Source organism: Candidatus Pantoea floridensis (genome assembly GCF_900215435.1).
GTDB classification, from domain to species: Bacteria; Pseudomonadota; Gammaproteobacteria; order Enterobacterales; family Enterobacteriaceae; genus Pantoea; species Pantoea floridensis.
On sequence record NZ_OCMY01000001.1, the window covers coordinates 1,514,899 to 1,536,397 of the forward strand.

General features: G+C 53.1%; 22 protein-coding genes. 7 read left to right on the forward strand and 15 right to left on the reverse strand.

Translation table 11 applies throughout. The annotated features are described in order from the left end of the window. Window positions 1-81: 81 nt before the first annotated feature. The 4 genes from CRO19_RS07105 to dnaB all read right to left on the reverse strand — a co-directional run bounded on the left by CRO19_RS07105 (window position 82) and on the right by dnaB (window position 4,192). The gene (locus tag CRO19_RS07105) at window positions 82-1,275 is read right to left on the reverse strand and encodes an amino acid aminotransferase (RefSeq protein WP_097097605.1); all 1,194 of its coding nucleotides are present in this window, start codon (window positions 1,273-1,275) and stop codon (window positions 82-84) included. A gap of 48 nt (window positions 1,276-1,323) precedes the next feature. Next, a complete protein-coding gene (locus CRO19_RS07110; protein WP_097095219.1) occupies window positions 1,324-1,938 on the reverse strand; it encodes a YitT family protein in 615 nt (204 codons plus the stop codon). Window positions 1,939-2,165: 227 nt separating this feature from the next. After that, complete coding sequence (locus CRO19_RS07115) at window positions 2,166-2,657, reverse strand: Lrp/AsnC family transcriptional regulator (protein WP_097095220.1); 492 nt, start codon at window positions 2,655-2,657, stop codon at window positions 2,166-2,168. Between the two features lie 128 nt (window positions 2,658-2,785). After that, entirely contained in the window at window positions 2,786-4,192 is a 1,407-nt protein-coding gene (gene dnaB, locus CRO19_RS07120) for a replicative DNA helicase (RefSeq protein ID WP_097095221.1), read from the reverse strand. Window positions 4,193-4,265: 73 nt separating this feature from the next. On the opposite strand from dnaB, the gene CRO19_RS07125 reads away from it, so the two are divergent. After that, a complete protein-coding gene (locus CRO19_RS07125; protein WP_097095222.1) occupies window positions 4,266-5,249 on the forward strand; it encodes a quinone oxidoreductase in 984 nt (327 codons plus the stop codon). Window positions 5,250-5,444: 195 nt separating this feature from the next. Here CRO19_RS07125 and pspG read toward each other — a convergent pair whose 3' ends face one another. From pspG to CRO19_RS07140, 3 genes are all read right to left on the reverse strand, one after another. Continuing rightward, window positions 5,445-5,711, reverse strand: a complete 267-nt coding sequence (gene pspG / locus CRO19_RS07130; RefSeq protein WP_097095223.1) for an envelope stress response protein PspG — start codon at window positions 5,709-5,711, stop codon at window positions 5,445-5,447. Between the two features lie 260 nt (window positions 5,712-5,971). Continuing rightward, window positions 5,972-6,970, reverse strand: a complete 999-nt coding sequence (gene dusA / locus CRO19_RS07135) for a tRNA dihydrouridine(20/20a) synthase DusA (protein WP_097095224.1) — start codon at window positions 6,968-6,970, stop codon at window positions 5,972-5,974. A 108-nt stretch (window positions 6,971-7,078) separates the two neighbouring features. Continuing rightward, window positions 7,079-8,329, reverse strand: a complete 1,251-nt coding sequence (locus tag CRO19_RS07140; RefSeq protein WP_097095225.1) for a conjugal transfer protein TraF — start codon at window positions 8,327-8,329, stop codon at window positions 7,079-7,081. Between the two features lie 452 nt (window positions 8,330-8,781). Between CRO19_RS07140 and zur the strand changes: the two genes are divergently transcribed. After that, window positions 8,782-9,303: a zinc uptake transcriptional repressor Zur gene (gene zur / locus CRO19_RS07145; RefSeq protein ID WP_097095226.1), complete on the forward strand. Its 522-nt coding sequence runs from the start codon at window positions 8,782-8,784 to the stop codon at window positions 9,301-9,303. A 71-nt stretch (window positions 9,304-9,374) separates the two neighbouring features. On the opposite strand, the gene CRO19_RS07150 is transcribed toward zur, so the two are convergent. From CRO19_RS07150 to CRO19_RS07165, 4 genes are all read right to left on the reverse strand, one after another. Continuing rightward, on the reverse strand, window positions 9,375-9,587 hold the full coding sequence (locus CRO19_RS07150) for a CsbD family protein (RefSeq protein WP_097095227.1): 213 nt from the start codon (window positions 9,585-9,587) through the stop codon (window positions 9,375-9,377). A gap of 164 nt (window positions 9,588-9,751) precedes the next feature. After that, the gene (gene dinF, locus CRO19_RS07155; RefSeq protein ID WP_097095228.1) at window positions 9,752-11,074 is read right to left on the reverse strand and encodes an MATE family efflux transporter DinF; all 1,323 of its coding nucleotides are present in this window, start codon (window positions 11,072-11,074) and stop codon (window positions 9,752-9,754) included. A 134-nt stretch (window positions 11,075-11,208) separates the two neighbouring features. Further along, the gene (gene lexA / locus CRO19_RS07160) at window positions 11,209-11,823 is read right to left on the reverse strand and encodes a transcriptional repressor LexA (protein ID WP_097095229.1); all 615 of its coding nucleotides are present in this window, start codon (window positions 11,821-11,823) and stop codon (window positions 11,209-11,211) included. Window positions 11,824-11,928: 105 nt separating this feature from the next. After that, window positions 11,929-12,297: a diacylglycerol kinase gene (locus tag CRO19_RS07165; RefSeq protein ID WP_097095230.1), complete on the reverse strand. Its 369-nt coding sequence runs from the start codon at window positions 12,295-12,297 to the stop codon at window positions 11,929-11,931. A gap of 127 nt (window positions 12,298-12,424) precedes the next feature. Here CRO19_RS07165 and plsB point away from each other — a divergent pair, with 127 nt between their 5' ends. Beyond that, a complete protein-coding gene (gene plsB, locus CRO19_RS07170) occupies window positions 12,425-14,848 on the forward strand; it encodes a glycerol-3-phosphate 1-O-acyltransferase PlsB (protein ID WP_097095231.1) in 2,424 nt (807 codons plus the stop codon). A 47-nt stretch (window positions 14,849-14,895) separates the two neighbouring features. Here the strand turns inward: plsB and ubiA are convergent, their stop codons facing one another. From ubiA to CRO19_RS07190, 4 genes are all read right to left on the reverse strand, one after another. Further along, entirely contained in the window at window positions 14,896-15,780 is an 885-nt protein-coding gene (gene ubiA, locus CRO19_RS07175; protein WP_097097606.1) for a 4-hydroxybenzoate octaprenyltransferase, read from the reverse strand. A gap of 6 nt (window positions 15,781-15,786) precedes the next feature. Next, the gene (gene ubiC, locus CRO19_RS07180) at window positions 15,787-16,305 is read right to left on the reverse strand and encodes a chorismate lyase (RefSeq protein ID WP_097095232.1); all 519 of its coding nucleotides are present in this window, start codon (window positions 16,303-16,305) and stop codon (window positions 15,787-15,789) included. 92 nt (window positions 16,306-16,397) lie between these two features. Further along, window positions 16,398-16,808 carry a phosphate-starvation-inducible protein PsiE gene (gene psiE / locus CRO19_RS07185; RefSeq protein ID WP_097095233.1) on the reverse strand — a complete coding sequence of 137 codons (411 nt, stop codon included), beginning with the start codon at window positions 16,806-16,808 and terminating at the stop codon, window positions 16,398-16,400. A 68-nt stretch (window positions 16,809-16,876) separates the two neighbouring features. Next, window positions 16,877-17,575: a UTRA domain-containing protein gene (locus CRO19_RS07190; protein ID WP_097095234.1), complete on the reverse strand. Its 699-nt coding sequence runs from the start codon at window positions 17,573-17,575 to the stop codon at window positions 16,877-16,879. 224 nt (window positions 17,576-17,799) lie between these two features. On the opposite strand from CRO19_RS07190, the gene CRO19_RS07195 reads away from it, so the two are divergent. The 4 genes from CRO19_RS07195 to CRO19_RS07210 all read left to right on the forward strand — a co-directional run bounded on the left by CRO19_RS07195 (window position 17,800) and on the right by CRO19_RS07210 (window position 21,498). Further along, complete coding sequence (locus tag CRO19_RS07195; RefSeq protein WP_097095235.1) at window positions 17,800-18,861, forward strand: ABC transporter substrate-binding protein; 1,062 nt, start codon at window positions 17,800-17,802, stop codon at window positions 18,859-18,861. Window positions 18,862-19,047: 186 nt separating this feature from the next. Continuing rightward, window positions 19,048-19,857: an alkaline phosphatase family protein gene (locus CRO19_RS07200; RefSeq protein WP_097095236.1), complete on the forward strand. Its 810-nt coding sequence runs from the start codon at window positions 19,048-19,050 to the stop codon at window positions 19,855-19,857. Next, window positions 19,857-20,702, forward strand: coding sequence for an ABC transporter permease (locus CRO19_RS07205; protein ID WP_097095237.1), 846 nt, complete (start codon window positions 19,857-19,859; stop codon window positions 20,700-20,702). Before CRO19_RS07200 ends, CRO19_RS07205 begins: the two co-directional genes overlap by 1 nt. 10 nt (window positions 20,703-20,712) lie before the next feature. After that, window positions 20,713-21,498, forward strand: coding sequence for an ABC transporter permease (locus tag CRO19_RS07210; RefSeq protein WP_097095238.1), 786 nt, complete (start codon window positions 20,713-20,715; stop codon window positions 21,496-21,498). Window position 21,499 lies beyond the last annotated feature (1 nt).

Consider the following 21,499-nt stretch of genomic DNA (forward strand, 5'->3'; position numbering starts at 1 on the left):
CGGTCCCGTTTATACATAACAAAAAAGTTATAAAAAAACCGCCAACCTCAGGCTGGCGGTTTTTCAACAGCAGAAAAGGCGTTACATCACCGCAGCAAAGGCTTCGGCCACCTGATTGACGTTACGGCTGTTAAGACCCGCAACGCACATGCGGCCGCTGGCAATCAGATACACACCAAACTCATCGCGCAGGCGATCAACCTGCTGGGCGCTCAAGCCGGTATAGCTGAACATACCGCGCTGCTTCAGCAGGTAATCAAAGTTTTGCCCCGGCAGCTTAGCGCGTAATACTTCCACCAGCGCCTGACGCATTTCGATAATGCGCAAACGCATTGCTTCCACTTCAGCCAGCCAGTTGGTCAGCAGCGCTTCGTCGTTCAGTACGCATGAAACCACCTGCGCGCCAAAGTTGGGTGGGCTGGAGTAGTTACGGCGTACGGTGGCTTTCAGCTGGCCGAGTACGCGCACAGACTCTTCGGCGCTGTCGCAGACGATAGAAAGTCCGCCAACGCGCTCGCCGTAAAGCGAGAAGATTTTAGAGAACGAGTTGCTGACCAGCGCAGGCAGACCGGCTGCAGCAATCGCGCGAATCGCATAGGCATCCGCTTCCATTCCCGCACCAAAACCCTGGTACGCGATATCGAGGAACGGAATCAACTCCTGCGCTTTAAGTACGTCGGTGGTTTCATCCCACTGCGCGTTAGTCAGATCGGCGCCGGTTGGGTTGTGGCAGCATGGATGCAGCAGCACGATGGATTGCTTCGGCAACGTTTTCAGTTTGGCGATGAACGCCTCAAACTGTACGCCGTTGGTTTCCGCGTCATACCACGGGTAAGTATTCACCTCGAAACCGGCACCGTTAAAGATCGCGATGTGGTTTTCCCACGTTGGATCGCTCACCCACACGTTTGAATGGGGGAAGTAACGTTTCAGGAAATCGGCACCGACTTTCAGCGCGCCTGAACCACCCAGCGTCTGGATTGAGGCAATCCGCCCCGCTTTCAGCACTGGATGTTCTTTGCCAAACAGCAGCGGCGCAATGGCATTACGGTACGCGTTCAAACCTTCCATCGGCAGATACAGCGATGCCTGATGTGGCTGTGCCTGCAAGCGCTCTTCCGCTGCGGCAACCGCCTGCAGCTGAGGAATGATGCCCGCTTCGTTGTAATAAAGACCAATGCTCAGATTAACTTTGTTATCGCGCGGATCTTGTTTGAAGGTTTCCATCAGCGACAGAATCGGATCGCCGGCATAGGCATCAACGTTTTGAAACACGGTGCAGATCTCCATGATTGTTCTTAAGTATGAGGTAATGATGCGTCATCAAACCATGTAACGGCCGGGACGATGATTCATTGCGATGATGAGATTAAGGATCACCGCGCCCGCAATTGAGGCCAACAGCATCGGCATTGATACCACAAACAGCGAGGCCAGCACCACGCAGGTATCCACCGCCATTTGCAATTTCCCGGCTCGCAGCCCGATACGGTCCTGCAACCAGAGCGCCAAAATATTGATGCCGCCAAGGCTGGCTTTGTGACGGAACAACACTATAAACCCAATGCCCATCACCACGTTACCGAACAGTGTCGCATAAAACGGATTTAGCGCAGAAAAATGCACAAAGAGAGGATGCAGATGCGTAAACAGCGACACAAGGCCCACAGCACAGAAAGTTTTTAGCGTGAATTCCCAGCCCATGCGGCGCACGGCCAGCCAGTAAAAAGGCAGATTGATGAGGAAGAACGCGCTGCCGAAGGAGAGCGGCGTCAGGTAGCTAATCAAGAAGGCAATACCTGCCGAGCTACCGGTCAGCGCGCCCGCCTGTTTCAGCATAATCACGCCAAACGACACCATCAGCGTGCCAAGGACAATTGCCAGCGCATCTTCAATCAGCGAATGGGGAACTTTGGTCGGTTGTACAACGTTATCCATGGGTTAATCTCATTGCAAATGATGCCCGTCAAATGCAAAAAACGCACCACATCGGCGACGTTTTGTCACCACCGATGGGTGCCAGTGATTATCCAATTGATAACTAAGGCGCTTTATTGCAGGTTTTTGTGCATCAATTAAGGATAAACCATCAACTTATGCACAAATCTATTTTCTGATGCGCGTTTTTTGCATTAACTCGGCAATTATTGCACCAGATTAGCACATCATGCACTTTTTTGGCGCGTTTTGTGCTGGGGGATGATCATCAAACCGTTCTCTTTTAAGCGGCTTAAAACCACGGATGTTTTAACGTGCGCGACGCTTTGATGCCCCGCCACTAGCTGGCTAATCAGCGCGCTTAACGACGCTAAATCGGCCACCGCCACTTTCAGTAAATAATCTGCATCGCCGGTAGTTTTGAAGGCATCAACAATAGCGGCTTCTTCTTCCACCATGCGATGGAAACTCTCTTCATAATCCGGCGTATGATTTTTCAGACGAACTTCAATTAATCCCACCATACCAAGGCCAACTGCATCGGGCGAAAGGCGGGCGTGATAGCCGAGAATGAGATTCGCCTGTTCAAGATTGATGCGGCGGCGTGAACATTGCGACGCCGAAAGCCCGACTAAATCACTGAGTTCCTGGTTGGTAAGGCGGCCATTAGATTGTAGTAATGTCAGTATCTTAAGGTCGTGATCGTCTACCTGAGTCATTCTGTTTCCACAGCGTTATAGGGTGCGCTTTGCTACAGATAACCCGATTGAAGGCGGGGTTGTCCAACACTATTTTCTGATGACGTGAAATGCATGCACAAATCGTGCATGCAGGCGCAGAGAAAGGATTATTCGTCGTCGTATTGCGGGCCAGCGTAGTTATCAAAGCGTGACCACTGGCCGTTAAAGGTCAGGCGTACCGTACCGATCGGGCCGTTACGCTGCTTGCCAAGGATGATCTCAGCGATGCCTTTCAGATCGCTGTTTTCGTGATAGACCTCATCGCGATAGATAAACATGATCAAGTCGGCGTCCTGCTCGATCGAGCCCGATTCGCGCAGATCCGAGTTCACCGGGCGTTTATCGGCGCGCTGCTCCAGCGAGCGGTTAAGCTGTGAAAGGGCAACAACCGGCACGTTTAGCTCTTTCGCCAGCGCTTTTAACGAGCGCGAGATCTCGGCGATCTCCAGCGTACGATTATCCGACAACGACGGCACACGCATCAGCTGCAGGTAGTCGATCATGATCAGGCTCAACCCGCCGTTTTCACGGAAGATACGACGCGCGCGCGAACGCACTTCGGTGGGCGTCAGGCCAGAAGAATCATCAATAAACATGTTCTTCTTCTCGAGCAAAATCCCCATCGTCGCGGAGATGCGCGCCCAATCCTCATCTTCCAGCTGGCCGGTACGAATGCGCGTCTGATCCACACGCGAGAGCGACGCCAGCATACGCATCATCAACTGCTCGCTGGGCATTTCCAGACTGAAAATCAGCACCGGCTTGTCTTGCAACATCGCGGCGTTTTCGCACAGGTTCATGGCGAAGGTGGTTTTGCCCATCGAGGGGCGCGCCGCCACGATAATCAAGTCTGAGCCCTGCAATCCGGCGGTTTTTTTGTTCAAATCCTGATAACCGGTATCAACACCGGTCACGCCGTCATGCGGCGTTGAGACCAGTGATTCAATACGCGATACCGTCGCTTCCAGAATCTGCTCAATGTTCTGCGGGCCCTGATCTTTATTGGCGCGCTGCTCGGCAATTTTGAAGACGTTAGATTCGGCGAAATCGAGCAGATCTTCGCTGCTGCGACCCTGCGGATCGTAACCGGCATCAGCGATCTGGTTCGCCACCGCGATCATTTCTCGTACTACCGCTCGTTCACGCACGATATCGGCATAAGCACCGATGTTGGCAGCACTTGGTGTATTTTTTGCCAGCTCGGCCAGATAAGCAAAGCCGCCCGCCATCTCAAGCTCACCGAGTGTTTCCAGTGATTCTGAGAGCGTAATCAGGTCAATCGGCTGGCCCGCTTCGAGTAAACGCTGCATTTCCGTAAAGATTAAACGGTGCGAGCGGTTAAAGAAGTCGCTGGCGACGACACGTTCTGAGACGTTATCCCAGCGCTGGTTATCCAGCATCAACCCACCGAGCACCGACTGCTCCGCTTCTATGGAATGCGGTGGCATTTTCACGCCTTCCAGCTGCCGATCGCGGGGTTCGTTCGATTTGTTGGTGGGTTTATTTCCTGCCATAGTGAATGCATTACCGATCGTGAAAGGGACGCGCAAGTATACCGTCCCAGGATGAACAATCACAGGAGTCAGAATGGCAAAGCGTATTCAGTTCAACCAACACGGCGGCCCAGAAGTGCTGCAATGGGCCGATTTCGAGTTAGCCGATCCCGCCGAGCATGAAGTGCAGGTGGAAAATAAGGCGATTGGCATTAACTACATTGATACCTACGTACGCAGCGGCCTGTATCCGGTGGCGGCGTTGCCATCGGGCCTGGGCACCGAGGCCGCGGGTGTGGTGAAGCGCGTGGGATCAAAAGTGACGCGATTCAAAGCAGGCGACCGCGTGGTGTATTGCCAGGCGACGTTGGGTGCCTACAGTGAAGCGCACAATGTGGCAGAAGACCGCCTGGTGATCCTGCCAGACAGCATCAGCTTTGAGCAAGGCGCGGCCTCTTTCCTCAAAGGTTTAACCGTGCAGTATCTGCTACGCCAAACCTACAAAGTGAAAGCCGACGAAATCTTCCTGTTCCACGCCGCGGCCGGTGGCGTCGGTTTGATTGCCTGCCAGTGGGCGAAAGCGCTGGGCGCACACCTGATAGGTACCGTGGGTTCGGCCGAGAAAGCGCAGATTGCAAAAGATGCGGGTGCGTGGGCCACCATTAACTATCGTGAAGAGGATATTGCGAAACGCGTAAGCGAATTAACCAAGGGCGAGAAGGTCGCGGTGGTGTATGACTCAGTAGGGAAAGATACCTGGGAACCTTCGCTGGATAGCCTGCGCCGCCACGGATTGATGGTGAGCTTTGGTAATGCCTCGGGTCCGGTGACCGGAATCGATCTCGGCATATTGAATAAGAAAGGCTCGCTATTCGTTACCCGACCTTCCCTGTTTGGCTATATCACCAACCGGGAAGAGCTCGACGCCGCCAGTAATGAGTTGTTCTCACTGATCGCCAGCCGGGCAATTCAGCTTAACGTACCTGAGCAGCAGAAATTTGCCTTAAGCGATGCGGTACGTGCGCATCAGGTGCTGGAAAGCCGTGCAACACAGGGTTCAAGTCTGCTAATTCCCTGATCGCTAAAAGCAAACGGGGCTTCCCGTAGGAAGCCCCTTTTTCTTTCTTTTTTATAGTTCGCGCTGGTGTAGGGACAGCGGCGATGAATTCGTGTTGAAACAACGCCAATCATCCTGGCAGAAAACATAAGTAAAAAATATGTTTAATTGCGAAATTGGTCTAAGCAATGTCTGAGTCTGTGATCTTTCCCGCAATTACCGCCAACCATTTCTCTCTAACTTACTGATTTTTCTTTTCAGCCTGTTTAATTTCGCCTCACCCGAGGGCGTGTTAAATGCGCGATAGAGCCATACGGTGATAACCGCCAGCACCAGCCATGGTAACAATTTAATAACAACTGCCAGCAGGCCGCCGAGGAACATAAAGACGGTGGCAACAATCAATGCGGCGATAACACCAAGCAATGAAACGCCGGTGAGTAACAGCATTAGAAAAAAGCCGAGAACAAAGAGAATTTCCACGAAGGTGCTCCTGTGTGAGTAACTTCAGGAGTATTACAAGATGCGTGCCAACTCGTAAATGCACTAACTATTTCAAAGTATTGAAGTGAAGATCCATGGGCGAATGAGCACGTGCTGAAAATAGCCAACTTGTGGTGTGGAAAAAACCATATCTCAAGAATTGTCGTGCTATTTGTCTGGTGCGCATTAATGCGCACCCTACCAAAACCCAGCTATATCCACGTAGGGGCACCCTTCATGGTGACCTTACCCAACAATGGTTAAAGCGCTTCCTGCGGGATTTTATCCGCAACTAAGGCTAGCGCCGCTTCCAGCACCCGCACATCGGCACCGGTTTTGTGGGCGTTTTCACTCAGATAACGACGCCACTGGCGAGCGCCTGGGATGCCCTGGAACAGGCCGAGCATATGGCGCGTGACGTGTCCCAAGTACGTACCTTTCGACAGTTCCGCTTCAATATAGGGGTACATCGAACGCACCACCGCTACCGGATCGACCTGCGGTACATCACGACCAAACAGCTCGCGGTCGACCTGCGCCAGAATGCCCGGATTCTGATAGGCTTCGCGGCCCATCATCACGCCATCCATGTGCTGCAGATGAAGTTTGGCTTCTTCCAGCGTTTTTATGCCGCCGTTGATCGCCATGGTTAGCGTTGGAAAATCACGTTTCAGCTGATAAACGCGTGGATAATCCAGCGGCGGAATTTCGCGATTCTCTTTTGGGCTCAAACCCGACAGCCAGGCTTTGCGCGCGTGGATAATGAAGGTATCGCAGCCGCCCTGCTGCGCCACGGTGCCAATAAAATCACACAGGAATTCATAACTATCCTGCTCGTCAATGCCGATTCGGGTTTTTACCGTTACCGGAATGCTCACGACATCGCGCATCGCTTTAATACAATCGGCGACCAACGCAGCATCCGCCATCAGGCAGGCACCAAAACGCCCGTTCTGAACGCGGTCCGAGGGACAACCGACGTTCAGGTTGATCTCATCGTAGCCACGCGCTTCTGCTAGTCTGGCGCACTGTGCCAGTGCGGCGGGATCGCTGCCCCCAAGTTGCAGCGCCAGAGGATGTTCATCCTCGCTGTAGGCCAGATAGTCGCCTTTACCGTGAATGATGGCACCCGTGGTCACCATTTCGGTATACAGCAGGGTATCGCCGCTCAGCTTGCGATGAAAATACCGACAGTGGCGATCGGTCCAGTCAAGCATCGGGGCAATTGAAAAACGTTGCGAGGAGAAAGTATCGGTCATGAAACGCAGTAAATCCGCAGTAGTTAAGTGATGAGAAACTGCGCAATCATATCACAGCAGAACGGGCGGCACAGCCGCCCGTTATCAGGAGTAACCGTTGAGTGAGGATTAGAAGTTAAACCCAAGCTGCAACATTGCACCCACGGTATTGTCTTTGCCCACTGAACCGGCCAGATCCAGATGAACCGTATTGTTGAACGGCGATATGCCCAAACCTGCGGTAACTACGTCGGTATCATTCGATTTCAGATCGGCACGATAACCGGCGCGCAGCGCCAGCCAATCCAGCACGCGATACTCTGCACCTACGCCGGCATACTGGCTGGACTCTTCTGATTTGAAGCGCTTGGTTTCTGTCAGGTCAACATCACCCGCCAGGGTAAACGGCCCGTTATTCCACGCGAGGCCAGTCGTGACCAGCGGACGAATTTGATAGGTATCGCGATAACCGTTTACTTCTTTAGTATCGATATCACGCGAGATTAAGTTCTGCCCCGTCACACCGAAAGTCCAGTTATCAGCAAAATCAGTGGCAACACCGGCATCCACGTTAAACCCGGTATCGCTGCTGCGATAACGGCTGCTGTTGATGTCGCTCTTGTCGTAGTTATAGATACTGGCGGTGTAGTTATACAGCCAGGTTTTCTGCAGTTTTGGCGTGATACCAACAGAAACCGGATGGCCGGCAATAGAGAACTCATGCGCCACTGATACACCATAATCGGTGATTAACGCCGCCAGGCCGTTAGCGCTGGAACGCAATTTGTCCTCATCGCCCGGCACAGGAATAACGGTACCGTTAGCAACACCACGCAGATAGGCGATGTCGCTATCCGCGATGTTGGCACGTACGTGCGCAGTTCCATAGGCCTTAGTGATAAACGCAAAAGGCAAGGTTTCATTGGGAACGGTGACGGCCAGCGCCACACCCGCAGTTCCATTGGCTTTATTGCCGCGAAGATCGCTAAGCTGGTTAGCCACATCACCTGCAGCCGCTTTCAGCTGTGGATAACCATTGAGGTAATCCGCAAAAGTGAGGTTATCAATCACGTCCTGATAACGATCGACGCTATCCGTGATGTCATCAACGCGGTCGATCAATTTGTCTTTGTCAGTAACCTGTGCGCCAGCTGAAGGGAAAATGATGCTGACGTTATCTTCCGGCTGAGCTTTCGTCATCAATGCTGGGTTAGCCAGCACCGCAGAACTCCAGGTGGAAGAAGCTACGCCTGTTCCTCCCATGGCATCATTGCGTGCGTCATACCATGTGCCTGCTGCTAAAGCTGAAGAAGAAATAAATACCGCATTCAAACCAACAAGATAAGCAACTTTTTTGTGCCTGAATAGTGTCTTCACCATGAGCCTGCCATCACCTTTGAAATGTCGCTGAGCCACTCACCGACGGAACAGTTTAGTTAGCCGCTATTCTGAACCATGGCTAACGCTTCATTGCTGTGAATTGAAAGGAAATAGCACTGCTATTCGCAGAATTGGATGCTTTCACACCATTCCGCTGTGTTTTTATGCAGAAAAATTAACAGTGTTTAAATTGATACCAGAAATTACTTAAGACCTTTTGAACCATAGACGCTAACCTGGTGAGTTGCAAAGCAAAATCCCAGCGGCCGTTGCCTTGGCTACATAGAGGTTTACATCGGGAAAATGGGCAAAAACTGAAGGTCAATACAAAGTGGAACGGTAACAAATTGATTAACCGGTTTTTTTAGCAGAAAACACGCCTAAAAAAGCAATAACAGCAGTAGAAAAAATTGTGTGATAAAATAACATAACCTGCAACCCGGAGAATGCTCATGTCTAACCTCACGCCCGAACAGCTGCTTACCCAGGCTGAATCACTCTGCCTTGACCGCGGCGTGCGCCTTACTACTCAGCGCGCTGAAGTATTGCGTCTGATGGCTGAGCAAAATGGATCAATTAGCGCTTACGACCTGCTGGATCAGCTGCGCGTCAGTGAACCTCAAGCCAAACCGCCCACGATTTATCGTGCACTGGATTTTCTGCTGGAGCAGGGATTCATTCACCGCGTGGAATCGAATAATAGCTATGTGGTTTGCCACCATTTCGACGAACCAGCGCACACTTCTGTGATGCTGGTGTGTGATGGCTGCGCGGCGGTAAGTGAAAAGCATGCACATGGAGTGGAAAAAACCATTGCGACACTGGCAGATCAGGCGGGGTTTTCACTGCGTCATACGGTGATTGAAGCACATGGCTTATGCGAGAATTGCACGGAAGTTGCGGCTTGTACGCGGCATGATAGTTGCGAACACGACCATCAGAGTGAGAGTAAAAAGCGGGTGAGAAAGGCTTAATTGGCACTTCCTTGTGCCGACCCGATCATAATGATCGGTGGGTAGGAGCATCGTCCTTAATAAGACGTCGATTACCAGCGGTAATCTTTGTTGTGGCTTTCCCAGTCTTTCACTTCGGTCTCTGCCTGATCTTTCGCATAACCGTAGCGTTCCTGGATTTTACCGACAAGCTGATCGCGTTTACCTTCGATCACGGTCATATCATCATCCGTAAGCTTGCCCCACTTCTCCTTCACTTTCCCTTTGAACTGCTTCCAGTTTCCACCAGCTTCGTCTTTATTCATAATAATCCTCCACTTCATCCTGAGTGAGACGGATACATTCTCTGTATATCAAAGAACATACCCACACGATGCGCTATTCATCTGCGCCGTATGAGTTAATTATAGTTGCCGCTTCGAAGTTTGCAGGAAATTACAGATTAATCTGTAGGTTACGCTTCGCTTATTCAGGCATTAAACCAGCTGTCGCGCTGCCAATGACCGCGCCACATCAGCCACAGCGTCACCCCTCGTAGCGCCAGGAATACCGTTATCGCCAGCCATAAACCGTGATTACCAAGCCAGGGTAATGTTAGCAGCGTCAGGCCATAACCCATGGCGGCTATCATCATGCTGTTACGCATCTCACGACCACGCGTCGCACCAATAAACATGCCATCCAGCAGATAACACCAGACGCCTATCAACGGCAATATCACCTGCCAGATGAGATATCTGTCGGCCATTTCACGCAACGCTTCCAGTGATGTCAGCATGGCCACAATCTGCGGCCCCGTGAACGCATAAATCAGGGCAAATATTGCGGCGACAAAACAGGCCTGACGACAGGCCGCGTGCCAGATAAGTATTAATCGACTGCGATCTTTCGCGCCTACCGCTTCACCCGAGCAGGCTTCAACCGCATAAGCAAAGCCATCTAGCGCGTAGGCGGTAAAAGTGAGGAACATCAGCAATACGGCATTAACCGCCACCACATCTGGACCAATGCGCGCCCCCAGAATGGTCAGGGATGCAAAGCAGATTTGAAGCATTAAGGAGCGCAGCATGATGTCGCGATTAAGACGGAACAGCCGCGCGGCATCGCCACGCCAGCTGCTTTTTAGTAGAGCGAAATGAATACCGCGCAGTTTGAGTACGCGCGCCACCATCCACAAACCTACTCCCAGCGTGACATATTCAGCCAGCGCCGTTGCCGCCGCTGCACCGGCCACTCCCCAATGCAGCTGAAGGACAAATAAAAGGTCGAGCAGGATATTCACCAGATTCCCGACGATAAGCAATACCATCGGCGCACGCGCATATTGCACGCCTAACAGCCAACCAAGAATAACCAGATTAGCCAAGGTGGCGGGCGCGCTAAGCCAGCGAATCTCAATGAAAATTTTGGCCTGCTGCTGCACTTCTGGGCTGCCGCCCATTAATGCGGCTGCCAAACTGCTTACCGGCGTTCGCAGCACCATAAATAGCAAACCAAAAACCAAAGCAATCAACAGCGGTTGGGTCAGGGCGCGTGCCAGCGCCGTTTTGTCATTGGCACCAAACGCCTGCGCGGTAAGGCCAGTGGTACTCATGCGCAGAAACAGCAAGAGCATAAAGATAAAACTGGTTGCCGTGGTACCCACGGCGACGCCCCCAAGATAAATCGGGCTATCGAGATGACCAATAACGGCAGTATCCACCACGCCTAACAATGGAACGGTGATGTTAGAGAGGATCATCGGCAGCGCCAGCCGCCAAAGCGCTTTATCTGAAGGGGAAAACAGCTGCATCAGCCCATTCCGTTATTTGCGGTAACCAGCGTGATTGCGCCCGACAGTGCCGCAGAAAATGTCAAAAAGAAGTAACTAGCAGACTGCGGCCAGCGCAGCATACGCCGCCGCAGTAGGAGGGAATCAGGAACGAATCAGAGCCATTCGCCGTTACGCACGATCCCAACGGCCAGACCTTCAACGGTCAATGATTGCTCGCGGGTATCTACCACAATCGGTTGGAAATCGTTATTTTCCGGCAGAAGATGGACAATCGCGCCCTGCTTTTTCCAGCGTTTGACCGTGACTTCGTCATCAATGCGCGCTACGACAACCTGTCCGTTACGCACTTCCTGCGTTTTATGCACCGCCAGCAAGTCACCATCCATAATACCGATGTCTTTCATCGACATACCGCTCACACGCAGCAGGAAATCCGCGCTGGGTTTGAACAGGTTTGCATCCACCTGATAGTGCGCTTCAATATGCTCCTGTGCCAGCAGCGGCTCGCCCGCAGCGACACGACCAATTAATGGCAAGCCTTCGCTCGGCTCTTCTTCCATTAATAAGCGAATCCCGCGCGATGCGCCGGAAACAATTTCAATTACGCCTTTACGCGCCAGCGCTTTCAGATGCTCTTCAGCAGCATTGGGCGAGCGAAATCCCAGTTGCGCAGCAATTTCCGCACGCGTTGGCGGCATGCCCGTCTGGTTAATATGGTCGCGAATCAGGTCATAGACCTGTTGCTGCCGTGCAGTTAACGCTTTCATCCCGCCCCCTGGTTGTTTATACAGTCGCTGTGAGTATATACAGGTATTGGCGAAATGAAAACCGTAACAGAGGGAAAAATCAGCGGTTTGATGAATCTGGAATGGCTATCTCAAATGCGTCCAGAGCAGCACGATCCAAACAAAAAGAGCCAGTAAGATAGTCAGCAATACCGCAGCCGAGCCCATATCTTTGGCGCGCCCTGATAAGGGATGTTGCTCCTGGCCAATGCGGTCAACGACGGATTCAATGGCACTATTAAGGATTTCGACAATGACAATTAGTACCACGGAGCCAATCATCAGCACGCGGGAAATGGCGTCCACATCCAGCCAACAGGCCACGATAATCGCCACCAGCGCGGCTATCGCTTCCTGGCGGAATGCCGCCTCGTGCTGCCATGCGGCACGCAGCCCCTGCCAGGAATAACCGGCTGCTTTCACTATTCTTACAATACCGGTGACGTTATTTGCCATGTTTAGGGAACCCTTGATCTATTTTGACGTCAATGTGTGGGCAGTATGAGGTGGCAGAGCCACAGATCTTCGCTGCACTTTCTGGTATGCTTGCCGCGCTTTGCTAACAAGAGGCTTTAAGTTGTCTATGTCAGGTTGGCGTAAACTCTATTACAAATTATTGAATTTACCACTCTCTATTTTGGTAAAAAGTAAGGTCATTCCGACCGATCCTATCTCTGAACACGGAATCGATCCGACACGTCCAGTGATGTATGTTTTGCCTTACGATTCAAAGGCTGACTTGCTCACACTTCGTGCACAATGTTTGAAACACGATTTGCCCGATCCGCTGGCTCCGCTAGAGATCGATGGCACCTTGCTGCCGCGCCACGTGTTTATTCACGATGGCCCACGCGTTATTCCCTATTTCGTGGCCAATCCCGAATCGGTAAAGCTGTTCCACGATTATCTGGATTTACACCGCAGCAACCCGCAGCTCGATGTACAAATGTTGCCGGTCGCGGTGATGTTTGGCCGCGCGCCGGGACGTGAAACATCAGGTGAATCCACACCGCATCTACGCGTTCTGAATGGCGTACAGAAATTCTTCGCCATTTTGTGGCACGGTCGCGATAGCTTTGTCCGCTTCTCGCAAACCGTTTCGTTACGTCAGATGGCGACCGAACACGGCACTGATAAGTCGATTGCACAGAAGCTGGCGCGTGTCGCGCGCATTCATTTTGCTCGCCAGCGTCTGGCCGCTGTGGGTCCACGTCTGCCTGCACGCCAGGATCTCTTCAACAAGCTGTTGCAATCCAAGGCGATTGAAAAAGCGGTAGAAGATGAGGCGCGCAGCAAAAAGATCTCACATGAGAAAGCCCAGCAGAACGCCATCGAAATGATGGAAGAAGTGGCGGCAAACTTCTCCTACGAAGCGATTAAAGTGACTGACCGCGTGATGGGCTGGCTATGGAGCCGGCTGTATCAAGGCATCAACGTTCACGGTGGCGAGCGCGTACGTCAGCTGGCGCAGGATGGACATGAGATTGTTTATGTGCCCTGCCACCGCAGCCATATGGACTATTTGTTGCTTTCCTACGTGCTTTATCATCAAGGCCTGGTGCCGCCGCACATTGCTGCGGGTATCAACCTGAACTTCTGGCCTGCGGGCCCGATTTTCCGTCGTCTTGGCGCGTTCTTTATTCGTCGTACCTTCAAGGGCAATAAACTTTATTCCACCGTGTTCCGTGAATATCTCGGCGAACTGTTTAGCCGTGGTTACTCGGTGGAATATTTTGTGGAAGGCGGCCGCTCGCGTACCGGTAGATTGTTGGATCCGAAAACCGGCACGCTATCAATGACGCTGCAAGCCATGCTGCGCGGCGGCAGCCGTCCCATCACTTTCGTGCCAATTTATATTGGTTATGAGCACGTGATGGAAGTGGGCACTTACGCGAAAGAACTGCGCGGCGCGGCCAAAGAGAAAGAGAGTTTCCTGCAGATGGTGCGCGGCTTACGTAAGCTGCGCAATCTTGGTCAGGGCTACGTCAACTTTGGCGAACCGCTGCCCTTGATGAACTATCTGAACAAAAACGTGCCGGAATGGCGTGATGCGATCGATCCTATCGAACCCCAACGTCCAGCCTGGATGACGCCAGCCGTAAATGACATTGCGGCGAAGCTGATGGTGCGCATCAACGAAGCCGGTGCCGCGAATGCCATGAACCTGTGCGTCACCGCGCTACTGGCCTCACGTCAGCGTTCACTCACTCGCGAACAGTTGATTGAGCAGCTGGAGTGCTACACCCAACTGCTGCGCAACGTGCCCTATTCGCCGGAAGCAACCGTGCCGGATATGAGCGCCGAAGCACTGCTTGATCACGCCATGGGCATGAACAAGTTCGAGACTGAGCAAGACAACATTGGCGACATCATCATTCTGCCGCGCGAGCAGGCGGTGCTGATGACTTACTACCGCAACAATATCCATCATATGCTGGTGATGCCATCGCTGATCGCCGCCATCGTGCAGCAGCATCGTGAAATCAGCGAAGCAGAGTTGCTGCGGCAGGTTAGCCTGGTGTATCCAATGCTGAAGAGCGAGTTGTTCCTGCGTTGGGATAATGCTGAGCTGCCCGCCCTGCTGAATGCACTGTGCGTAGAAATGACACGTCAGGGGCTGATTACACTGCAGGATGGCCAGCTCAAAATGAGCCCGGCACGTCATCGTTCATTGCAGCTGCTGGCAGCGGGTATTCGTGAAACGTTGCAGCGCTTTGCGATTACCTTCGCCATTCTCAGCGCGAAACCGGCGATTAACCGTGGCACGCTGGAGAAAGAGAGCCGCACGCTGGCTCAACGTCTCTCAGTGCTGCACGGTATCAACGCGCCGGAGTTCTTCGATAAAGCGGTGTTTACCGCATTGGTACTGACGCTGCGCGATGAAGGCTATATCAGTGACAAAGGTGATGCAGATGCAGAACGTAGTCATATGATGTGGCAGATGCTGGCGGAGTTAGTGACAAGCGATGTGCGTCTGACGATTGAGAGCGCGGTCGCGCACGATTAACCTGGCGACCCGCGATAAAAAGGCGCACATCGGTGCGCCTTTTTTGTTTACAGCAAATCGGCGAACGGTACGGTGCTGAGCAAGATGCCGATAAATAACACCATGCCCACATAGTTGTTATTCAGAAACGCCTGGAAGCAGGTATCGCGCTCGCGCTGAGCAATCAGCTTCTGCTGATGCACAAACAGTCCCGCAGCGAGTAACAGCGACCAGTAAAACGCGCCGTTCAAATGGAGCATCATTCCGACCAACGCCATCAGGGCGAGCGTCGCCAGCTGCAGCAGACCGATAATCAGCTTGTCGTAACGACCAAACAAAATGGCCGTCGACTTCACACCAATCTTCACATCGTCATCGCGGTCAACCATCGCATATTGCGTGTCATAGGCCACCGTCCAGCAGATATTCGCCAGGAATACTAACCAGCAAACCAAAGGTAAGGACTCACTAACTGCGGCCCATCCCATCGGAATCGCCCAGCCAAACGCCGCGCCCAGCACCACCTGCGGCAGATGCGTGTAGCGCTTCATAAACGGATACACCCATGCCAGCGCCAGGCCGCCAAAGGAGAGCAAAATGGTCATGGTGTTCATGGTCAACACCAGCATAAATGCCAGAATTCCCAGGCCGGCAAACAGCAGTTTGGCCTCCTTCTCCGTCACCGCACCGCTGGCCAGTGGACGTGAAGCGGTACGCTTAACATGACCATCGATTTTGCGGTCAGCGTAATCGTTGATCACGCAGCCCGCTGCACGCATCACAATAACGCCGAGGACAAATACCAGCAGCACCGGCAGCGGCGGAATCGCCATGCCGGAAAGCCACAGCGCCCACATCGTCGGCCACAGCAGTAAAACGGTGCCGATCGGTTTATCGATACGCATCAGTCGGCGGTAAGCCTGCCATTTGGTCATGGGAAGAGTGTTTTGCACGGTCATTTATCCTTGGTCCAGCGTGCGATACAGCGGCGACGCAGGTAAAAACAGTTCAGTAAGCAGCAGCGGTTTGCCTGATAAACGCAGGCGGGAACGCCGTCCCCACAGATCGCCCACCTGGCCTGCATCGATAAAATCGCGGCTCAAGGTAGAAGAAGAAAACAGGTAGCGGCCAAGAGGACGCGTACCCAGCTGTTGCAGCATCAGCTCCGGACCGTTCAGGGTGCTTTCCGGTACCACGGTTCGGCCTATCAACCAGGGTTCGCCATCGCCGCACAGCACGATTTCGCGTAGCCAGAACCGTTGGTCTGCCGGCAAAAACGCGGCTTCATCCGTCACTTCATCTATGCCAATAAAGTCTTCGCGGATGAGTTCAACGGTCACCTGGCGGCAATGCTGTTCGAAGCGACGCGTCATGGAATCCTCTTCCATCAACCAGTCAATTAGCGGGGCAGAAAGCAGCGGGGAAGAGGCTGGTAGCCAGTGCAGTGCGCGTAACTGGCGCAGCGCTTCATGCGACATCAGGGCATCTCCAGAAAAAAAGTTGCCCTAGTTTAGCGCAGAGCAGAATGCGTGGCACGGCTCGTTGTGCCACGTCATTGAAAGAATATTAATTACTCACGCTTCAGCCGGTTACTGTTCGCCAGCCACAGCGTTACCACCAGGATCAGGATCGCAGCTGAGTAATACAGCGTATCGAAGGGGTTTTTATGGTCGACGATGATCAGGCGAATAATCGCCGTGATACCAATGTAGATGAAATAGCGCAGCGGGAAGTGATATCCCGACTGAAAATATTTCACAATCAACGCGATAAATTCAAAATAGAGGAAATAGATGACGATGCCTTCAATCAGCAGATAGGAAGACGTCTGCTCACCGGTGCTAAAGAGCACATTGGCCAGATGAATGGTTTCTTTGCCGAGAAACACCACGAGGATTATGGCAAGGATGATCAGTCCAATATTGAGCACCCACTGCAGCAGCAATGAAATATATTGCCCTACGCCTGATTTTGTTGTCATTTTTGCGCCTTAGTCTCCGCTGAAATGGTTGGCGCTATCATGCTGTAGTGTGATCAAAATCACAATATTTATACTTCGACATCCACGCAGAGCGCGTCGTAGCGCCAGAACTCGCAGTCACAATCAATGACGCGCTTGTATTGATCGCGGTTGATGCGAGTGATCAGCAAGCCCGGCGTGCCGCTGGCCACATTCAGGGCAGGAGCGGCACGTGCCGGAAGCGGCCCAGGCAAAATGGTAAAACGCGCGCCGCCATAGCGAATGCCGTAACGCTGATCGTAGAGATCGGTAAGCGATCGCGTGAGGTCCTCTGCCATTAACCCCGGGAAAAAGGCTGGGTTGAGGTAATGCTCAACATACAATACTGCGCGTCCGTCGATACGCCGTAAGCGCCGAACGCGATATACCTTATCGCCTTCCAGCAACTGTAAATGACGCGCAATCGCTAGCTGTGCGGGCACTTCACTGGCTTCAAGCACTTCGGTACTGGCCACGCGCCCTTGCTCAGCAGCCATGGCATGAAAGTGGCTGTGATGCGATGGATTGTAAACCAGACGCGGTGGTGCGATAAACCAGCCGCGACGCAGTTCACGAAAGATAATGCCCTGCGCTTCCAGCAAACCGAGCGCCTCACGCAGCGTGATGCGGGTGGTGGAATAGTGTTCACTTAGGGCGCGTTCCGCAGGCAAACGACCGCTGGCAAATTCACCGTTTTCAATACGTTCCCGCAGCCCTGCCGCAATCACATCTGCCGTTTTAGACAACATTTTTTAGCCTCATTTTGGGGCAAATCTGCACTATGACAGTTCGATGACTACAATGTGACAAGGAACAACCCACGCTTTAGCGCGCTGTAACCGCATGTGGATCGTCGCGCCACACCACATTTCACCACCATGGTCATAAAACCTTCATCTACTCGGGCTACATTGGCTCGGTTCTTGCTGGACTAGACCAAGAAGTCCCACAACATATACCGGGAGCAATCGAGATGAAAGCGTTAATCGCCTCTGTAGTAGCCAGTGCCGTACTGCTTGCGCTGCCTGCCGCGCACGCCGCAGATAATGACCTCGCCGCGCTGGAAAAAGCGGCGCGCGCGGAAGGCCAGGTCAACAGCGTCGGCATGCCAGACAGCTGGGCAAACTGGAAAGATACCTGGAGTGATCTCAACAGCAAATACGGCCTGAAGCACAGTGACACGGACATGTCCTCTGCACAGGAGCTGGCAAAATTTGCGGCAGAGAAAGAGAACGCCAGCGCCGATATCGGTGATGTGGGTGCCGCATTCGGTCCAATTGCCGTGACGAAAGGCGTAGCACAGCCATACAAGCCAACGCATTGGGATCAAATCCCGAGCTGGGCAAAAGATCAGGATGGCAACTGGATGCTGGCGTATACCGGCACCATCGCGTTCCTGGTGGATAAGCAGCAGGTGAAGGACGTGCCGCACAGCTGGGCCGATCTGAAGAAAGGTAAGTATGTGGTCACTATCGGCGATGTCGGCACTGCGGCTCAGGCAGCTAACGGCGTACTGGCCGCCAGCTATGCCTTGGGCGGTGACGAGAAGAACGTGAAACCGGCGCTGAGCTTCTTCGGCGACCTGGCGAAAGAGGGTCGCCTTGGCGTGACCGATCCGGTGATTGCCAACATCGAGAAAGGTGAAATCCAGGTGGCTGTAGTGTGGGACTTTAACGGCCTGAACTACCGCGATCAGATCGATAAAAATCGCTACGAAGTGGTGATTCCATCCGATGGTTCCGTCACCTCTGGCTACTCAACCATCATCAACAAATACGCTAAGCATCCAAACGCCGCCAAGCTGGCGCGCGAATATATCTTGTCTGATGAAGGTCAGATCAACCTGGCGAAAGGCTATGCGCGTCCGATTCGTGCCGAGCATTTAACCCTGCCAGCTGACGTGCAGGCCAAACTGCTGCCGCAGTCTGAGTATAAAAATGCTCGTCCGATCAAAGATCAGGCCGCATGGGATAAGACGTCGAAAATGCTGCCGCGCCTGTGGCAAGAGAACGTCATCATTAATATGAAGCAATGATGTAGCGTGGTTCGATTATGTTCGGTAATCACATCACGCACTCTTTGTAGCGGCGCGATTTATCGCGCTGTGTTGATGTGATTATCGCGCATATAGAGCCTGCCAGGGCGATGCGCAATAAATTGCGCCGCTACGGTATGTGCGGGCATTAATCTCATATCGAAAAGTATTTCTTGAGGAGAAAGGATGAAAACAATCCTGGTGGTGTTGGATGGCCTGAGTAATCAGGTGGCACAGCACGCGATGGGCTATCTGTTTGCGGAATGCGCGCAGGGCAACGGCCAATATTATACGCTGACCTGCGAACTGCCTTCGCTGTCACGCCCGCTGTACGAATGCATTCTTACCGGCATTCCGCCAGTGCGCAGCGGCATTATTCATAACGGCGTCAGCCGTCTGAGTAATCAACGCAGCATCTTCCATTACGCACGAGCTGCTGGCCTTACTACCGCAGCGGCGGCGTATCACTGGGTGAGTGAGCTCTATAATCAATCTCCATTCAACGCAGCGCGCGACCGACACACGGTTGCGCCCGATCTGCCGATTCAGTATGGGCACTTTTACTGGGACGACGGTTACCCGGATTCTCACCTGTTTGAAGATGCAGAAAGTCTGCGCCTGCGCCACGATCCGGACTTCCTGCTCATCCACCCCATGAACATTGACGATGCCGGGCACAAGCACAGCCTGTCATCATCCCAGTACCGCAACCGCGCGCGCATGGCTGATGGTTATCTTTCGCAGTGGATGCCCGGCTGGCTGGCGGCGGGTTATCAGGTGATTGTCACCGCCGATCACGGCATGAACGATGACCGCTCGCACGGTGGCATTTTACCGGAAGAGACGCAGGTACCGCTGTTTGTGTTTGGGACCGGTTTTTCATTAAAACCCGATCTTCAGCCTCAGCAAACCGAGCTGTGCGGCATCGTCTGCAGCTTACTTAACGTCGAACACGACAAGCCGATCTGCCATGGTTTACTGGCGGAGCCGCAGTAATGAAAGGAAAAACGCTCGCGTCTCTGCTGCTGTTGCCCTTTGCACTGTTTTGGGTGGCGTTTCAGCTCGCCCCGCTGCTATGGATTGCCATTAATAGCTTCTGGAGCGACATCAACGAGCGTTGGGGCATCGATAATTACAGCGACATTCTCACCTCGCCATTCTATTTACAGGCGTTTCGTCTCTCGCTGGATATCTCCATCTGGTCAAGCATTTATGGTCTGCTGATCTCGCTGATTGCTGGATATTCGCTGCATCAACTCGGCAGTGGGCGATTTCAGCGCTTTTTAATGTCATTTACCAACATGACCAGCAACTTCGCCGGGGTTCCGCTGGCATTTGCCTTTGTCATACTGCTGGGGCTGAACGGTTGCCTGACGCTGCTGCTGCGCCATTACGGCATGCTGGAAGGCTTTAAGCTGTTCTCGCGTGACGGCATGGTGCTGGTTTACACCTGGTTCCAGATCCCGCTCGGCATTCTGCTGCTCTATCCGGCTTTTGATGGCCTGCGCCGTGACTGGCAAGAGTCCGCCGCGCTGTTGGGAGCGGGCCGTTGGCGCTATTGGTGGCACATTGGTTTACCCATTCTGTTCCCGGCGCTGCTCGGCACCTTCGTGATTTTGCTGGCTAACGCGCTCGGCGCTTACGCCACCATTTACGCGCTGACCACCGGTAACTTTAACGTGGTGCCGGTGCGCATTGCCGCGCTGGTATCCGGTGATATCTCGCTTGATCCCAATACCGGTGGCGCGCTGGCAATGCTGCTGGTGCTGATCATGGCGCTGATCACCGTGGTGCAGCAGTATCTGGTGCGCCGCAGCTATCTCAACGCCAAAGCGTCTTAAGGAGCCACACGTGTCTCGCGCAGAAAAATTTTACCATCGCCTGATTGTCTGGCTGCTGCTGTGCATCTTAGCCGCGCCGCTGCTGGCGACGCTGCTGTATGGCATTTCAACCAGCTGGAGCGACACCATTCTGCCGCAGGGCTTCACGCTTAAATGGCTGACTGCGCTATGGAGCGATCCGCGTTTTCTAACGGCGCTGGGTCATTCGCTGCTGGTTTGCTTCGGCGCACTGCTGTTCTCGCTGGTGCTGGTGCTGCCTGCCATGTTTGTAATTGCTTACTATTATCCAAAGCTGGATGCGCTAATGAACGTGCTGATTCTGATGCCGTTCGCCGTGCCGCCGGTGGTTTCATCCGTTGGTCTGCTGCAGCTCTATTCCTCGTCGCCATTGATGCTCACCGGCACGCCGTGGATTCTGATTGGCTGCTACTTCACCATCGCGCTGCCGTTTATCTATCGCGCCATCTCTAACAATATGCAGGCGATCAACCTGAAAGAGCTGATTGATGCCGCGCAACTACTCGGCGCCAGCACCTGGCAAGCCGCGCTATTTGTGGTGCTGCCAAACCTGCGCAAAGGGGTGTTTATTGCGGTGCTGCTCTCCTTCTCTTTCCTGATCGGTGAATTTGTCTTCGCTAACATGCTGGTCGGTACCCGCTATGAAACCCTGCAGGTTTATCTTTTCAATATGCGCAACGGCAGCGGCCACTTCACCAGCGCGCTGGTGATTTCCTATTTTGCCGTCGTCCTGCTGGTCACCTGGCTGGCGAATGCCCTCAATCCTGAACGAGGCTAAC

Coding starts and splice junctions, on each gene's coding strand:
- CRO19_RS07110 (WP_097095219.1), bottom strand. CDS start 1,938: ATGGATAACGTTGTACAACCGACCAAAGTTCCCCATTCGCTGATTGAA.
- CRO19_RS07115 (WP_097095220.1), bottom strand. CDS start 2,657: ATGACTCAGGTAGACGATCACGACCTTAAGATACTGACATTACTACAA.
- dnaB (WP_097095221.1), bottom strand. CDS start 4,192: ATGGCAGGAAATAAACCCACCAACAAATCGAACGAACCCCGCGATCGG.
- CRO19_RS07125 (WP_097095222.1), top strand. CDS start 4,266: ATGGCAAAGCGTATTCAGTTCAACCAACACGGCGGCCCAGAAGTGCTG.
- dusA (WP_097095224.1), bottom strand. CDS start 6,970: ATGACCGATACTTTCTCCTCGCAACGTTTTTCAATTGCCCCGATGCTT.
- CRO19_RS07140 (WP_097095225.1), bottom strand. CDS start 8,329: ATGGTGAAGACACTATTCAGGCACAAAAAAGTTGCTTATCTTGTTGGT.
- zur (WP_097095226.1), top strand. CDS start 8,782: ATGTCTAACCTCACGCCCGAACAGCTGCTTACCCAGGCTGAATCACTC.
- CRO19_RS07150 (WP_097095227.1), bottom strand. CDS start 9,587: ATGAATAAAGACGAAGCTGGTGGAAACTGGAAGCAGTTCAAAGGGAAA.
- dinF (WP_097095228.1), bottom strand. CDS start 11,074: ATGCAGCTGTTTTCCCCTTCAGATAAAGCGCTTTGGCGGCTGGCGCTG.
- lexA (WP_097095229.1), bottom strand. CDS start 11,823: ATGAAAGCGTTAACTGCACGGCAGCAACAGGTCTATGACCTGATTCGC.
- CRO19_RS07165 (WP_097095230.1), bottom strand. CDS start 12,297: ATGGCAAATAACGTCACCGGTATTGTAAGAATAGTGAAAGCAGCCGGT.
- plsB (WP_097095231.1), top strand. CDS start 12,425: ATGTCAGGTTGGCGTAAACTCTATTACAAATTATTGAATTTACCACTC.
- ubiC (WP_097095232.1), bottom strand. CDS start 16,305: ATGTCGCATGAAGCGCTGCGCCAGTTACGCGCACTGCACTGGCTACCA.
- psiE (WP_097095233.1), bottom strand. CDS start 16,808: ATGACAACAAAATCAGGCGTAGGGCAATATATTTCATTGCTGCTGCAG.
- CRO19_RS07190 (WP_097095234.1), bottom strand. CDS start 17,575: ATGTTGTCTAAAACGGCAGATGTGATTGCGGCAGGGCTGCGGGAACGT.
- CRO19_RS07195 (WP_097095235.1), top strand. CDS start 17,800: ATGAAAGCGTTAATCGCCTCTGTAGTAGCCAGTGCCGTACTGCTTGCG.
- CRO19_RS07200 (WP_097095236.1), top strand. CDS start 19,048: ATGAAAACAATCCTGGTGGTGTTGGATGGCCTGAGTAATCAGGTGGCA.
- CRO19_RS07205 (WP_097095237.1), top strand. CDS start 19,857: ATGAAAGGAAAAACGCTCGCGTCTCTGCTGCTGTTGCCCTTTGCACTG.